General features: G+C 70.4%; 10 protein-coding genes. 6 read left to right on the forward strand and 4 right to left on the reverse strand.

Annotation, left to right across the window (positions count from 1 at the left end):
* Positions 1-26 precede the first annotated feature (26 nt).
* From QTH87_RS11385 to QTH87_RS11410, 6 genes are all read left to right on the forward strand, one after another.
* Positions 27-824 carry a transporter substrate-binding domain-containing protein gene (locus tag QTH87_RS11385; RefSeq protein ID WP_286609019.1) on the forward strand — a complete coding sequence of 266 codons (798 nt, stop codon included), beginning with the start codon at positions 27-29 and terminating at the stop codon, positions 822-824.
* A gap of 166 nt (positions 825-990) precedes the next feature.
* Positions 991-1,758 (forward strand): amino acid ABC transporter ATP-binding protein, encoded by a 768-nt coding sequence (locus tag QTH87_RS11390; protein ID WP_286609020.1) that lies wholly within the window; start codon positions 991-993, stop codon positions 1,756-1,758.
* 118 nt (positions 1,759-1,876) lie between these two features.
* Complete coding sequence (locus QTH87_RS11395; RefSeq protein WP_286609021.1) at positions 1,877-2,611, forward strand: sugar phosphate isomerase/epimerase family protein; 735 nt, start codon at positions 1,877-1,879, stop codon at positions 2,609-2,611.
* Positions 2,611-3,570 carry a sugar kinase gene (locus QTH87_RS11400; protein ID WP_286609022.1) on the forward strand — a complete coding sequence of 320 codons (960 nt, stop codon included), beginning with the start codon at positions 2,611-2,613 and terminating at the stop codon, positions 3,568-3,570. Before QTH87_RS11395 ends, QTH87_RS11400 begins: the two co-directional genes overlap by 1 nt.
* Positions 3,567-4,553 carry a 2-hydroxyacid dehydrogenase gene (locus QTH87_RS11405; protein WP_286609023.1) on the forward strand — a complete coding sequence of 329 codons (987 nt, stop codon included), beginning with the start codon at positions 3,567-3,569 and terminating at the stop codon, positions 4,551-4,553. Before QTH87_RS11400 ends, QTH87_RS11405 begins: the two co-directional genes overlap by 4 nt.
* A gap of 14 nt (positions 4,554-4,567) precedes the next feature.
* Positions 4,568-5,599: a LacI family DNA-binding transcriptional regulator gene (locus QTH87_RS11410; RefSeq protein WP_286609072.1), complete on the forward strand. Its 1,032-nt coding sequence runs from the start codon at positions 4,568-4,570 to the stop codon at positions 5,597-5,599.
* 28 nt (positions 5,600-5,627) lie between these two features.
* On the opposite strand, the gene QTH87_RS11415 is transcribed toward QTH87_RS11410, so the two are convergent.
* The 4 genes from QTH87_RS11415 to QTH87_RS11430 all read right to left on the reverse strand — a co-directional run bounded on the left by QTH87_RS11415 (position 5,628) and on the right by QTH87_RS11430 (position 13,560).
* The gene (locus tag QTH87_RS11415; protein ID WP_286609024.1) at positions 5,628-6,089 is read right to left on the reverse strand and encodes a RidA family protein; all 462 of its coding nucleotides are present in this window, start codon (positions 6,087-6,089) and stop codon (positions 5,628-5,630) included.
* The gene (locus QTH87_RS11420) at positions 6,086-7,150 is read right to left on the reverse strand and encodes a transglutaminase family protein (protein ID WP_286609025.1); all 1,065 of its coding nucleotides are present in this window, start codon (positions 7,148-7,150) and stop codon (positions 6,086-6,088) included. Before QTH87_RS11420 ends, QTH87_RS11415 begins: the two co-directional genes overlap by 4 nt.
* Positions 7,151-7,249: 99 nt before the next feature.
* A complete protein-coding gene (locus tag QTH87_RS11425) occupies positions 7,250-9,952 on the reverse strand; it encodes a circularly permuted type 2 ATP-grasp protein (protein ID WP_444812780.1) in 2,703 nt (900 codons plus the stop codon).
* Positions 9,953-10,050: 98 nt separating this feature from the next.
* A complete protein-coding gene (locus tag QTH87_RS11430) occupies positions 10,051-13,560 on the reverse strand; it encodes a transglutaminase family protein (protein WP_286609027.1) in 3,510 nt (1,169 codons plus the stop codon).
* Positions 13,561-13,604: the final 44 nt, after the last annotated feature.

Genomic DNA, 13,604 nt, shown 5'->3' on the forward strand with positions numbered 1-13,604 from the left:
CGCTTTCAAACCAGGAGACCTTCGACATGATCCGTTCCACCACCCGCCGCGCTGCCGTCGCCGCCCTCGGCCTGGGCGCTGCCCTGACCGTCTTCGCTCCCTTCGCATCGGCCCAGACCGTGGCCGACATCAAGAAGAAGGGCGAGATCACCATCGGCATGCTGGTCGACTTCCCGCCCTACGGGACCACCGATGCCAAGAACCAGCCCGACGGCTACGACGCCGACGTCGCCAAGCTGCTGGCCAAGGACTGGGGCGTGAAGGCCAACATCGTGCCGGTCACGGGCCCGAACCGCATTCCCTTCCTGCTGACCAACAAGGTCGACCTGCTGGTGGCCTCGCTGGCGATCACGCCCGAGCGCGCCAAGCAGGTTCAGTTCTCGCAGCCCTACGCGGCGGCCACGATCGTGCTCTACGGCAAGACCGGTACGCCGATCAAGAGCGCGGCCGACCTGAAGGGCCTGCGCGTCGGCGTGGCGCGCGCCAGCACCCAGGACGTGGCCGTGACCAAGGCTGCGCCCGAAGGCACCGAGATCCGCCGCTTCGACGACGATGCCTCGGCCATGCAGGCGCTGATGTCGGGCCAGGTCGACGCGATCGGCGCATCGACAACGGTCGCGGCCCAGATCGCCAAGCGCGTGCCGCCGAACACCTTCGAGAACAAGTTCAACCTGGTGCAGCAGAACATGGGCATCGCGATGCGTCCAGGCCAGGAAGAGCTGACCAAGGCCGTCAACGACTTCGTGGCCAAGAACACGGCCAATGGCGAGCTCAACAAGCTCTATCAGAAGTGGCTGTCGACCGACCTGCCGAAGATGAACTGACCCCGGAGATTCGCTGACCCCCAGGTTGGCTCACTTCGTGTAGCCGCCCACCCCCTCTCCGGGGGGCAACACCAGCGGCCCGGCGAAGCCGGTTCCGCGGGGTTCCGCGAATGGGCTTCGGTGCCCTCGCCTCGAATGCCCCAGCCGTTGAATGATGGACATTGAAATGACAGACCCGACCGATCAGCCGATCATCCGCCTCGAGGCGGTGAACAAGTGGTACGGCACCTTCCAGGTGCTGACCGACATCGACCTGTCGGTGCGTGCGGGCGAGCGCATCGTGATCTGCGGGCCCTCGGGCTCGGGCAAGTCGACGTTGATCCGCTGCATCAACCGGCTCGAGACGGTGCAGCAGGGCCGCATCGTGGTCGATGGCATCGAGCTCACGGCCGGCGGCAAGAACGTCGATGCGGTGCGTGCCGAGGTCGGCATGGTGTTCCAGCAGTTCAACCTGTTCCCGCACCTCACGATCCTGCAGAACTGCACGCTGGCGCCGATGCGCTCGCGCGGCATGTCGAAGGCGCAGGCGGAGGAGGTGGCGATGAAGTACCTCACGCGGGTGCGCATTCCCGAGCAGGCGCACAAGTACCCGAGCCAGCTTTCGGGCGGCCAGCAGCAGCGTGTCGCGATCGCGCGCGCGCTGTGCATGGCGCCCAAGATCATGCTGTTCGACGAGCCCACATCGGCGCTCGATCCCGAGATGGTCAAGGAAGTGCTCGACACCATGATCGGCCTGGCCGAGGACGGCATGACGATGCTGTGCGTCACGCACGAGATGGGCTTCGCGCGCAGCGTCGCCGACCGCGTGATCTTCATGGCCGACGGCCGGATCGTCGAGCAGGCGCCGCCGGCCGAGTTCTTCGGCAACCCGAAGCACGAGAAGACGCGCCAGTTCCTGGGCCAGATCCTGAGTTCCCATCAGGCGAGCTCATGACTCACGCCCAGGTTGGCTCGCTTCGCGTAGCCGCCCACCCCCTCGCCGGGGGCCATGCCAGCGGCCCGGCAAAGCCGGTTCCGCGGCATTCCCCGAGCAGGCAGATCCTGCGATCCCTATGACATCCGTGTTGATCTCCCTTTCGTCCTTCGGCGCCGCCGAGACCGGCCGCCACGGCCAGCTCTGGTGCGCGCAGCTTGCGCGTGCCGCGGGCGCCGACAGCGTCGAGGTGCGCGGCGAACTGCTGCGCGACGCCGCCACCGAGCTGCCGCCGATGGCCGGCCTGGCCTCGGTCTACTCGAGCCCCGAGGGCCTCTGGGCCGAGGGCGGCTGGCTCGACAGCGCGGCGCTCAAGCGCGGCATCGCGGCTGCCACCACGCTCGGCGCCCAGCGGCTCAAGATGTCGATCGGCGCCTTCGGCCCGGGCTCCCATGGCTCGCTGTGGGGCCTCAAGGTGCAGCTGGCCGAGACCCGCGTCGAGCTCGTGATCGAGAACGACCAGACGGTCGCGGCCGGCTCGCTGCCTGCGATGCTGGCCTTCTTCGACGCCGCCGACCGCGCCGGCCTCGACCTCGGCATGACCTTCGACATGGGCAACTGGCACTGGCTCGGCGAATGCCCGCTGCGGGCCGCCGAGGCACTGGCCCGGCGCGTGCGCTACGTGCATTGCAAGGGCGTGCAGCGGCTGCCGGCCAAGTGGGTCGCGGTGCCGCTGGCCGATTCGGTCGCGCCCTGGCGCGCCGTGCTTCGGGCGCTGCCGGGCGACGTGCCGCGCGCCATCGAATACCCGCTGGTCGGCGACGACCTGATGGCAGTCACGCGCGACCAGGTCGCGCTCCTTCGGAGCCTGTGATGAGCACGATTCCTGCCGTGGCCTTCGACGTCGCGCTGTTCGGCGAGGCCATGCTGCTGCTGGTCGCCGACCGACCCGGCCCGATCGAGAACGCCACGGCCTTCCACAAGCGCACCGCTGGCGCCGAGACCAACGTGGCGATCGGCCTGGCGCGCCTGGGCCTGAAGGTGGGATGGGCCAGCCGGCTCGGCACCGACTCGATGGGCCGCGCGCTGCTGGCCGCCATGCAGGGCGAGGGCATCGATTGCTCGCACGTGATCTGCGATGCCAGCCAGCGCACCGGCTTCCAGTTCAAGGGCCGCGTCACCGACGGCAGCGATCCGCCGGTGGAATACCACCGCAAGGGCTCGGCCGCGAGCCGCATGGGGCCGGCCGACGTCGACGAGGCCTGGCTCGCATCCGCGCGCCATCTGCACGCCACGGGCGTGTTCGCGGCCATCTCCGACACCAGCCTGCCGGCGGCACTGCGGACGATGGAAGTCATGCGCGCAGCCGGCCGCACGATCTCGTTCGACCCCAACCTGCGGCCCACGCTGTGGTCCTCGCCCGAAGCCATGCGCCACTGGATCAACGAACTGGCCGCACGCGCCGACTGGGTGCTGCCGGGCATGGAGGAGGGCGTCTTCCTCACGGCCCAGGACACGCCCGAAGGCGTGGCGCGCTTCTACCGCGAGCGCGGCGCGAAGCTCGTGGTCGTGAAGCTCGGCGCCGAGGGTGCCTATTACGACAGCGATGTCGAGGGCACCGGTCGCGTGGCCGGCTTTCCGGTCGAGGAGATCGTCGACACCGTGGGCGCCGGCGACGGCTTCGCGGCCGGCGTCGTGAGCGCGCTGCTCGAAGGCCGGTCGGTGCCCGACGCGGTGCGACGCGGTGCCTGGATCGGCGCGCGCGCCGTGCAGGTGCTCGGCGACACCGAGGGCCTTCCGACCCGCGCCCAGCTCGAGGAGGCCCGGCTGTGACACGCAAGAACATCCTGGTCTTCCGCGAGCTGCCCGACGACCAGCTGGCGCGGCTGCAGGCCGCGCACGAAGTCACGGTCGCCAACCCGCGCGTGGCGGCCCAGCGCGGCGCCTTCGACGCGGCGCTCGGCGACGTGCAGGGACTGATCGGCTCGAGCTTTCCGGTCGACGAGGGGCTGCTCGCGCGCGCGCCCAGGCTCGAGGTGGTCTCCAGCGTCTCGGTCGGCGTCGACAACTACGCGCTGGCCGCGCTGCACGCGCGCGGCATCGTGCTGTGCCACACGCCCGGCGTGCTCGACGAGACCGTGGCCGACACCGTCTTCGCGCTGCTGATGGCGACCAGCCGCCGCGTGGTCGAGCTCTCGAACCTCGTGCGCGAAGGCCGCTGGACGAAGAACATCGACGAGGCGCTGTTCGGCGCCGACGTGCACGGCAAGACGCTGGGCCTGCTGGGCTTCGGCCGCATCGGCCAGGCGATCGCACGTCGCGCGTCGCTGGGCTTCGGCATGCCGGTGCTCTACCACGCGCGACGCGCGGTCGACCTTGCCGCCCAGGCGCCCGAACTGCAGGGCCGCGCGGCGCACGTGCCGCTGGCCGGACTGCTCGCGCGGTCCGATTTCGTGGTCGCCATGCTGCCGCTCTCGGACAGCACGCGCGGCATGATCGATGCGCCCTTCTTCGCCGGCATGAAGCCCGGCGCGATCTTCATCAACGGCGGCCGCGGTGCCACGGTGCAGGAAGACGCACTGCTGGCCGCACTCGACAGCGGCAGCCTGCGCGCCGCCGGCCTCGACGTCTTCGCGACCGAACCGCTGCCGGCCGATGCGCCGCTGCGCACGCACCCGCGCGTGACGCCGCTGCCGCACATCGGGTCGGCCACGCACGAGACCCGGCACGCCATGGCCGAGCTCGCGACCACCAACCTGCTGCAGGCCCTGGCCGGCGAACGGCCCGCGGCCGTCTACGACACCGCCTCGGCTTGAACGCGCGAACCCCGATGCAGCGTCCGGCCCGCGCCACCATCGCCGACGTGGCCCGGGTGGCCGGGGTGTCGAAGGCCACCGTCTCGCGCTTCCTCAACCACCGCGACCGGCTGCTCAGCGACGACATCGCGGCGCGTGTCGAGGCCGCGGTCGCGCAGCTGGCCTACACGCCGAGCCCGATGGCGCAGGCTTTGAGCCACGGCCGCTCGCGCCTGATCGGCCTGATCGTGGCCGACATCACCAACCCCTATTCGGTGGCCGTGCTGCGTGGCGCGGAGAAGGCCTGCCAGGATGCCGGCTACCTCGTGATGCTGTTCAACCTCGGCAACGACATCGACCGCGAGCGCGAGGCGATCGATGCGCTCGCCGGCTACCAGGTCGATGGCTTCATCCTCAACACGCTGGGCCGCGGCACGGGCCTGATCGATGCCGAAGCACTGCGCGGCAAGCCTGCGGTGCTGGTGGACCGCCGCCACGCGGGCATGCACACCGATTTCGTCTCGCTCGACAACGCGGCCGCGATGCAGCTGGCCTGCGGCCATCTCGTGGAGGGCGGCCATCGCGAGCTGCTCTACGTCACCGAACCGCAGAAGGGCGTGAGCTCGCGTCGCGAGCGCACCGCGGCCTTCGGTGCGTGCGTGCAGTCGCAGGGGCCGCGCGTGAGCGGCATGGTCTTCGAATGCGAGGCCGACGATGCGGCGGGCCTCGATGCCGCGCTGCAGGGGCTGCATCAGCGGGCGCGGCGAGCCCGCCGGCGTGCCGCCGTGCTGGCCGGCAACGCGGTCGTGACCCTGCGCGTGGCGGCGGCGATGGCGCGCCTGGGCCTGCAGTTCGGCAGCGACCTCGGCTTCGTCGGCTTCGACGATCCCGAATGGGCGCCGCTGATCGGGCCGGGCCTCAGTGCCATCGCGCAGCCGACCGAGGCGATCGGGCGCAGCGCCGCGACCTGCCTGCTCGAGCGGCTGAAGGGCCTCGAGGGCCCCGCGCGGCAGCTGCTGCTGCCGGGGGAACTGGTGGTGCGGGGGTCGTCGGCGCCGGCTTCCTGACGCAGGGCCGGCGACGACCGCGCCCGGCCTACTCGACCTCGGCGATCAGCTCGATCTCGACGCAGGAGCCGGTCGGAATCTGCGCCACGCCGAAGGCGCTGCGCGCATGCGCACCCTTCTCGGCGCCGAACACCTCGGCGATCAGTTCGCTCGCGCCGTTGGTCACGAGATGCTGTTCGGTGAAGGTGGGCACCGAATTCACCAGGCTCATCACCTTGACGATGCGCTTCACGCGTTCGAGGTCGCCGCCGACCGCCGCCTGCAGCGTGCCGAGCAGGTCGATCGCGATCGCGCGTGCGGCCTGCTTGCCTTCCTCGGTCGAGATGCCGGCGCCCAGCTGGCCGACCCACGGCTTGCCGTCCTTGCGCGCGATGTGGCCCGAGAGGAAGACCAGGTTGCCGGTGCGCACGAAAGGCACGTAGGCGGCCGCGGGCACGGCAACGGGTGGCAGCGTGATGCCGAGGCTCTTCAGCTTGTCTTGGATGCTCATGGCGTTTCCTTGTGGTCCTGAGTGGGTTGCGACGCGGTTTGCGCCTGGTGTGGGGTCTGGGGCTGCGGTTCGAATCGCGACTGCGACTGCGACTGCGACTGGGAATGCGCTTGCGACGGGGTCTGCGACTGGGCCAGCTCCGCTGCGATGCGCGCCGCCTCTTCCATCAGTTCCTCCATCGGCCGCACCGTGACGCTCACGGCCAGCGTGTGGCGTGCGCCGCCGTGCAGCACGCCGCGCATCGGCGAGACGTCGGAGTAGTCGCGGCCGATCGCCAGCGTCACGTAGTCCTCGCCGGGCTGCCGGCCGTTGGTGGGGTCGAACTCGGCCCAGTCGCCGGGGCCGTCCGCGCCCGGCAGGTAGACCGAGACCCAGGCGTGCGAGGCGTCGGCACCGATCAGGCGCGGGCGACCCGGCGGCGGCTGGGTCAGCAGGTAGCCGCTCACGTAGCGTGCGGGCAGGCCCATGGTGCGCATGCAGGCGATCATGATGTGGGCGAAATCCTGGCACACGCCCTTGCGCTGGGCCAGGGCCTCGATGGCGGGCGTGCTGATCTCGGTGCTGCCGGCGTCGTACTCGAAGTCGGCATACATGCGCAGCGTGAGATCCATCGCGGCATCGAAGGCCGGGCGGCCCGGCGCGAAGCTGGGGCGCGCGTAGGCTGCGAAGTCGTCATGGCGCGGCACGTAGCGCGACGGGAAGACGAAGTCCGAGGCCGGGTCGTAGCGCGCGCCCTTGACGTAGCGAAAGCGTTCGCGCACCTCTTCCCACGGCAGGCCGCGCGCGACCGCGGGCGACAGCAGGGGCGCGCTCGTCTCGACCACGCTCTCGGCCGTCACGACCAGTTCGTCGTGGGTCGAGTCGAGGGCGAAGAAGGCGCGCGTGTTGCCGTAGAGGTCGGCCGATTCCTCGCGCAGCGAGGGCGCCGGGCTGATGGTGAGCTCATGGCTCACGAGCCGCTGCGAGACCGTGCTCATGGGCTTCAGGTGCGCCATGTGCTGCGCGGTCTCGACCGGCGGCGTGTAGTCGTAGCGCGTGGCGTGGGTGACGTGAAGCAGCATGAATGTATTGTCGCTCGCCCCCAGGTTGCCTCGCACTTCGTGTCGAGGCGCCTCCGGTAGGGGGGCGGCTACACGAGGTGAGCCAACCTGGGGCGAGCGTCAAGCCCCGACCGAGCGCAGCGATTCGGAAGTCAGCGTGAAGTAGCGCGTCCCGATCGCGTCCGACACGTGGTAGGCCGCGCCTTCGCAGGCGGCGAACAGCTGCACCAGCGCCGGGTACTGGCCGTCGGCGCCGGCATCGCACAGGGTCTCGAGGGTCCAGGCGTCGGGGTCGGGCAGGTCGTACGAGAGCGCGGTCAGCTTGTCGGGTGCGCTGCCTGCGAGCTTGGCGATGCGCTTGCGCAGCGTGTGCGTGACCCAGCTCAGCGAGCGCGGGTTGTCGCCGTCGAGCATCAGCAGGTCGACCAGCGTGGCGACGTCGCGCCGTTGCTGGTAGCGCGCATGGAAGGTGATGGTGCTGTCGAACAGCGCGACCATGGCCTCGAAGCCGCTGACCTCGTGCACCGATCCGGTCGTGAAGCCGGCCTCGAGCGCGCTCGACAGGAAGCTCAGGCGCTCGATGTGGCGGCCGATCGACAGCAGCCGCCAGGCGTCGTCGCGCGTCATGCGGTCGGTCTGGGCGCCGGTCATGGCCGCGAGCGCGGTGCTGGCGGATTCGAGCAGCCGCAGCGCTGCGCCCGCAGCGTAGCCGCCTTCGGCCTTCTCGCCGGCCTGCTCCGCGCGCCGGCGCAGGAAGTCGCTCTCGGCGCGCACGATCTGGTTCCAGTGATCCTGCGACAGCCGCTCGCGGACCGCCGCGGCCGACTGGCGGATGCAGCGCAGGCTGTAGCCCACGCTGCCGCCCTGGTCGACGTCGCCGAGCTCTGAGATCAGCGCGCGCTCGAAGACGCGGCGCGATTTCGGCAGGCTCGGCACCTCGGGCGGCACCAGCGCGTTGCGCAGGGCCAGCCGGTGCAGCCAGGTCATCAGCGCGCGCGAGGAATGGTCCTCGCCGGCCAGCAGGTCGATCGTGAGCCGCGCGAGCCGCACCGCGTTCTCGGCGCGCTCGGTATGGCGGCCGAGCCAGAACATGTTCTCGGCCGCGCGGCTGGTGACCGGGGCGCGGTGTCGCGCCAGCGAGGCCGGCGTGGCGTGCGGCTGGAGCAGGGTGGTGCGGTCGACCTCGCCCTTGGTGCGCACCCACACGTCGGCGCTGCTGCCACCGCGCTGCATCGAGGCGATCTGGGCGTCGCGGCCGGCCAGCCGTGCCAGCCCGCCGGGCAGCACGCGCCAGGAGCGCGGGCCGTCGCTGATGGCGAACACGCGCAGCAGCATCGAGCGCTGCGCGATGTGGCCGCGGCCGAAGTCCTGGGTCCAGGTCGGCATCTGCGACAGCGGCATGTAGTTCTGCACCGTGTGGGCCTCGCCCTGGCGCACGATCCGGCCGGCCCATTCGTCGAGCTCGCGGCGTCCCATGTGGGCGCCCAGCACGGCCTCGAAGCTGGCGTGCGAATCGATGTCGGGGTAGGTCGACTTGATGGCGCAGTCGCCGAGCTGCGGCAGCACCGCTTCCATCGCGGCGCGCTCGCCGCACCAGTAGGTGGGCAGCGCCGGCAGCTGCAGCTTCTCGCCGATGAGGCGGCGCGCCAGGGCGGGCAGGAAGCCCAGCAGCGCGGGCGATTCGAGGAAGGCCGAGCCCGGCATGTTGGCCACCAGCACGTTGCCGGCCCGGATCGCCTGCAGCAGGCCCGGCACGCCGAGCGTGGAATCGGGCCTGAGCTCGAGCGGATCCAGGAACTGGTCGTCGAGCCGCTTCATGAGGCCGTGCACCGGGCGCAGGCCCTGCAGCGTCTTGAGGTAGAGCCGCTGGTCGCGCACGGTGAGGTCGTTGCCCTCGACCAGCGTGATGCCGAGGTAGCGCGCGAGGTACGCGTGCTCGAAGTAGGTCTCGTTGTAGGGCCCGGGCGTGAGCAGGGCGATGTGCGGCGGCTGGCCGGCCGGGCACATGCGCTGCAGGCCTTCCATCATCGCGCTGTAGGTGGCGGCCAGCCGCTGCACCTGCAGGTTGGCGAAGGCCTGGGGGAACTGGCGCGCGATCGCGAGCCGGTTCTCGAGCAGGTAGCCCAGGCCCGAGGGCGCCTGGGTGCGCTGCGACATCACCCACCAGTTGCCGTCGGGGCCGCGCGCGAGATCGAAGGCGGCAATGTGCAGCCAGGTGTCGCCCGGCGGCCGCACGCCGTGCATGGCGCGCAGGTAGCCCGGGTGGCCCTGTACCAGGGCCGGCGGCAGCAGGCCCTCGGCCAGCAGCTGCTGCGGCCCGTAGACGTCGGCCATGACCTGATCGAGCACGCGCACGCGCTGCAGCACGCCGGCCTCGATCTGGGCCCAGCTCTCGGGCGAGACGATCAGCGGGAAGAGATCGAGCGACCAGGGGCGCTGCGGGCCGTCCGCATCGGCGTAGACGTTGTAGGTGACACCGTTGTCGCGGATCTGGCGTTCGAGGCTGATCGCGCGCCGCGGCAGGTCCTCGAAGCCGCCGCTGCCCAGGTGTTCGAAGAAGTGCGCCCACGAAGGCGCGAGCGGCACCTGCCCGCCACGGTCGTCGGCTGCCGGGGCGACCGGCGCGGGCGCCGCCTGCTCGGGCGGCGAGGCGGTGTCGTAGAGCACGGTCGACTGCCAGGCGGCCGCCGCGCGCGGCGTTTCGGGCGGCGTCGCGATGCCGCGCAGCTCGTCGTAGTGTCCCGGTGCGGCCGGCGGCGCGAGCGAGGCGGCCAGCGCGGCCGGTGCCTCGGGCGATTGGGCGTCGAAGAGGGATTCGTTCAGTGGGTCCACGGTGCGCCGATTGTCACACCGCGGTCACGCTTGCCGGGCGCGAGCGCGTGAGATAAGTGCGGAAACGGGGCATCGTTTCCACACTCCGCTCAGCGCCGCAGGTCGAGCGTGAACGGAAACTCGCGGCTGCCCGCCAGCTCGATGGTCGCCGGTGGCGTGCTCATCAGCCCCGGCGTGTGGCCCATGCGCGTGAAGCGCGAATGGCGCCGGCTCTCCGCTTCGTAGGCGTTGACCGGGAAGGTGTCGTAGTTGCGTCCGCCCGGGTGGGCGACGAAGTACTGGCAGCCGCCCAGCGAACGCTTCATCCAGGTGTCGACGATGTCGAAGGTCAGCGGTGCGTGCGCGCCAATGCTCGGATGCAGCGAGGAGGGCGGGTTCCACGCCTTGTAGCGGACGCCGGCGACGAACTCGCCGACCGTGCCGGTCGCCTGCAGCGGCAGCACCTTGCCGTTCACGGTGATGACATAGCGGCTCTCGTTGAGGCCGGTGACGCGCACCTCGATGCGTTCGAGCGAGGAGTCGACATAGCGCACGGTGCCGCCGGCCGAGCCTTCCTCGCCCATCACGTGCCAGGGCTCGAGCGCGTTGCGCAGCGACAGCTCGATGCCCATGGCCTGCACCTGGCCCACGAGCGGGAAGCGGAACTCGAAGTGCGGCGCGAACCAGTTCGGATCGAAGGCGAAGCCGGCCTGGCGCATCTCGCTGATCACGTCGTCGAAGTCCATCTTGACGAAGGTCGGCAGCAGGAAGCGGTCGTGCAGCTCGGTGCCCCAGCGCGTGGCGGGTGCCTTGTAGGGCTCGTCCCAGAAGCGCGCGATGAAGGCGCGCAGCAGCAGCTGCTGCGCGATGCTCATGCGCGCATGCGGCGGCATCTCGAAGGCACGCAGCTCGAGCAGGCCCAGGCGGCCGGTGCTCGAGTCGGGCGAATAGAGCTTGTCGATGCAGAACTCGCTGCGGTGCGTGTTGCCGGTGACGTCGACCAGGATGTTGCGCAGCGTGCGGTCGACCAGCCATGCCGGCATGTTCTGGCCGTAGATCTCGCGATTGCGGGCGATTTCCTTGAGCGCGATCTCGAGCTCGTAGACCTGGTCGTTGCGCGCCTCGTCGACGCGCGGCGCCTGGCTGGTCGGGCCGATGAACATGCCCGAGAACAGGTAGCTCAGCGACGGATGGTTGTGCCAGTAGAGCAGCAGGCTCGCAAGCAGCTCGGGCCGGCGCAGGAAGGGGCTGTCGGTGGGCGCCGCGCCGCCCATCACGAAGTGGTTGCCGCCGCCGGTGCCGGTGTGGCGCCCGTCGGTCATGAACTTCTCGGCCGACAGGCGCGTCTCGAAGGCCGCGTTGTAGAGGAACTCGGTCAGGCCGATGAGTTCGCGCCAGCTGTGGGCCGGATGGATGTTGACCTCGATCACGCCGGGATCGGGCGTGACCTGCAGCACCTTCAGGCGCGGATCGCGCGGCGGCGGATAGCCTTCCATCACGATCTTGACGCCGAGCTGCTCGCAGGTGGCTTCGAGTGCCGCGACCAGGTCGAGGTAGTCCTCGAGGCGCGCCAGCGGCGGCATGAAGACGTAGAGCACGCCCGACGAGGCGCCGAGCTTCTCGGCCGCAGGGCCGTTCGCGCGGCGCGGATCGCGCACTTCCACGCACAGCGCACTGCGCGTGACCCAGTGCGCCGACTCGCCACGGCGCGGCTGGCGCGGCGTGGTGGGGTCGGTGCGCGCATCGGTGGTGGCGCCGGCGTCGCCGGCCGCCTGGCCGGGTGCCTGCAGCCTGACGGCCGCGGGCGTGCCTTCGGGCGCGCCGAAGGCGTAGGGCACGGCCGCGCGATCGGACTGCGGGGCCGACTCGATCGGGCCGGCCGTGTAGCGCGCGCGGAAATCGGCCGAGGTCGGCAGCGCGCCGCGCGGTGCCGTCGGGTCGCGTTCGACCAGGTAGGGGTAGTCGCCCTTGCTGGTCCAGGGCTGCGAATCGAGCGGCAGCCGGTAGCCCATCGGCGAATCGCCGGGGATCAGGTACAGGCGGTCGTCGCGCAGGAACCAGGGGCCGGTCTTCCAGCCCGGGCCGGCCAGTGCAGGCGCATCGATGTCGGCATTGCCGGCCTCGATCGGCAGCATGTAGCCGATCACGGCGTCGAGCTTCTGCGTGAACACGCGGCGCAGGCGCACGCGTTCCATCTCGTCGTCGAGCTTCGAATCGAAAGGGTCGACGTTGACCGGCAGGCGGCGCTCGCGCCAGAGGTAGTAGTAGACGTCCTCGTAGCCGGGCTGGATGTAGCGCTCGGTCAGGCCGAGTCGATGCGCGAGCACGGTGGTGAAGCGACGCGCATCCTCGCTCGTGTAGTGCGTGGGATGGCGCTCGTCCGTGAACAGCTCGGGGTTGTGCCACAGCGGCTGGCCGTCGGCGCGCCAGTAGATCGACAGTGCCCAGCGTGGCAGCTGCTCGCCCGGATACCACTTGCCCTGGCCGAAGTGCAGGAAGCCGCCCTGTCCGTACTCGGCGCGCAGCTTGTGCACCAATTCGGTGGCATAGCCGCGCTTGGTCGGGCCCAGTGCGTCGGTGTTCCATTCGGCGGCATCGCGGTCGCCGGTCGCGACATAGGTCGGCTCGCCGCCCATCGTGAGGCGCACGTCGCCGGCCGAGAGGCGCTTGTCGACCGCGTCGCCGAGCGCCACGATCTCGGTCCACTGCTCGTCGGTGTAGGGCTTGGTGACGCGCGGCGATTCATAGATGCGCGTGACCTTCATCTCGTGGCCGAACTCGACCTCGGCATCGTCGACCACGCCCTCGATCGGGGCCGCGCTCGAGGGCGTCGGCGTGCAGGCGAGCGGGATGTGGCCTTCGCCGGCCAGCAGGCCCGAGGTGGCATCGAGCCCGATCCATCCGGCGCCAGGCAGGTAGACCTCGCACCAGGCATGCAGGTCGGTGAAGTCGACCGTCGTGCCGCTGGGGCCGTCGAGGGCCTTGACGTCGGGCGTGAGCTGGATCAGGTAGCCCGACACGAAGCGCGCCGCCAGGCCGCAGTGGCGCAGCAGTTGCACCAGCAACCAGCCCGAGTCGCGGCAGGAGCCCGAGCCGTTGGCCAGCGTCTCCTCGGGCGTCTGCACGCCCGGCTCCATGCGGATCAGGTAGTTGACGTCGCCCTGCACCTGCTGGTTGATGCCCACCAGGAAGTCGATGGTGCGCTGTTCCTTGCGATCGATCTTCTCGAGGTAGGCCTTCACGAGCGGCGTCGCCTCGTCCGCCACCAGGTAGGGCGCGAGCTCCTGTGCGAGCTCGGGCGTGTACTTGAAAGGGAAGTTCTCGGCCGAGGGCTCGAGGAAGAAGTCGAAGGGGTTGTAGACCGCCATCTCGACCACGAGGTCGACCGTGACCTTGAACTCGCGCGTCTTCTCGGGAAACACCAGGCGGGCCTGGTAGTTCGCGAACGGGTCCTGCTGCCAGTTCACGAAGTGCTCTGCGGGCTCGATCTGCAGCGAATAGGAGATGACGTTGCTGCGGCAGTGCGGCGCCGGGCGCAAGCGGACCACCTGGGGCCCGAGTTGCACCGGACGGTCGTACTTGTAGTGGGTGACGTGATGGAGCGCGGCGTGAATGGACATTTTTTCTCGGTGCGTCGAGGGTGCCTCGGGTGAGACGCATACTA

It is taken from the genome of Variovorax jilinensis (assembly GCF_030316885.1).
Lineage (GTDB): Bacteria > Pseudomonadota > Gammaproteobacteria > Burkholderiales > Burkholderiaceae_C > Variovorax > Variovorax jilinensis.

What these genes read in the sequence shown, in the direction of transcription:
- QTH87_RS11395 (WP_286609021.1), top strand. Translation starts at nt 1,877, where the DNA reads ATGACATCCGTGTTGATCTCCCTTTCGTCCTTCGGCGCCGCCGAGACC.
- QTH87_RS11385 (WP_286609019.1), top strand. Translation starts at nt 27, where the DNA reads ATGATCCGTTCCACCACCCGCCGCGCTGCCGTCGCCGCCCTCGGCCTG.
- QTH87_RS11400 (WP_286609022.1), top strand. Translation starts at nt 2,611, where the DNA reads ATGAGCACGATTCCTGCCGTGGCCTTCGACGTCGCGCTGTTCGGCGAG.
- QTH87_RS11390 (WP_286609020.1), top strand. Translation starts at nt 991, where the DNA reads ATGACAGACCCGACCGATCAGCCGATCATCCGCCTCGAGGCGGTGAAC.
- QTH87_RS11415 (WP_286609024.1), bottom strand. Translation starts at nt 6,089, where the DNA reads ATGAGCATCCAAGACAAGCTGAAGAGCCTCGGCATCACGCTGCCACCC.
- QTH87_RS11430 (WP_286609027.1), bottom strand. Translation starts at nt 13,560, where the DNA reads ATGTCCATTCACGCCGCGCTCCATCACGTCACCCACTACAAGTACGAC.
- QTH87_RS11410 (WP_286609072.1), top strand. Translation starts at nt 4,568, where the DNA reads ATGCAGCGTCCGGCCCGCGCCACCATCGCCGACGTGGCCCGGGTGGCC.
- QTH87_RS11420 (WP_286609025.1), bottom strand. Translation starts at nt 7,150, where the DNA reads ATGCTGCTTCACGTCACCCACGCCACGCGCTACGACTACACGCCGCCG.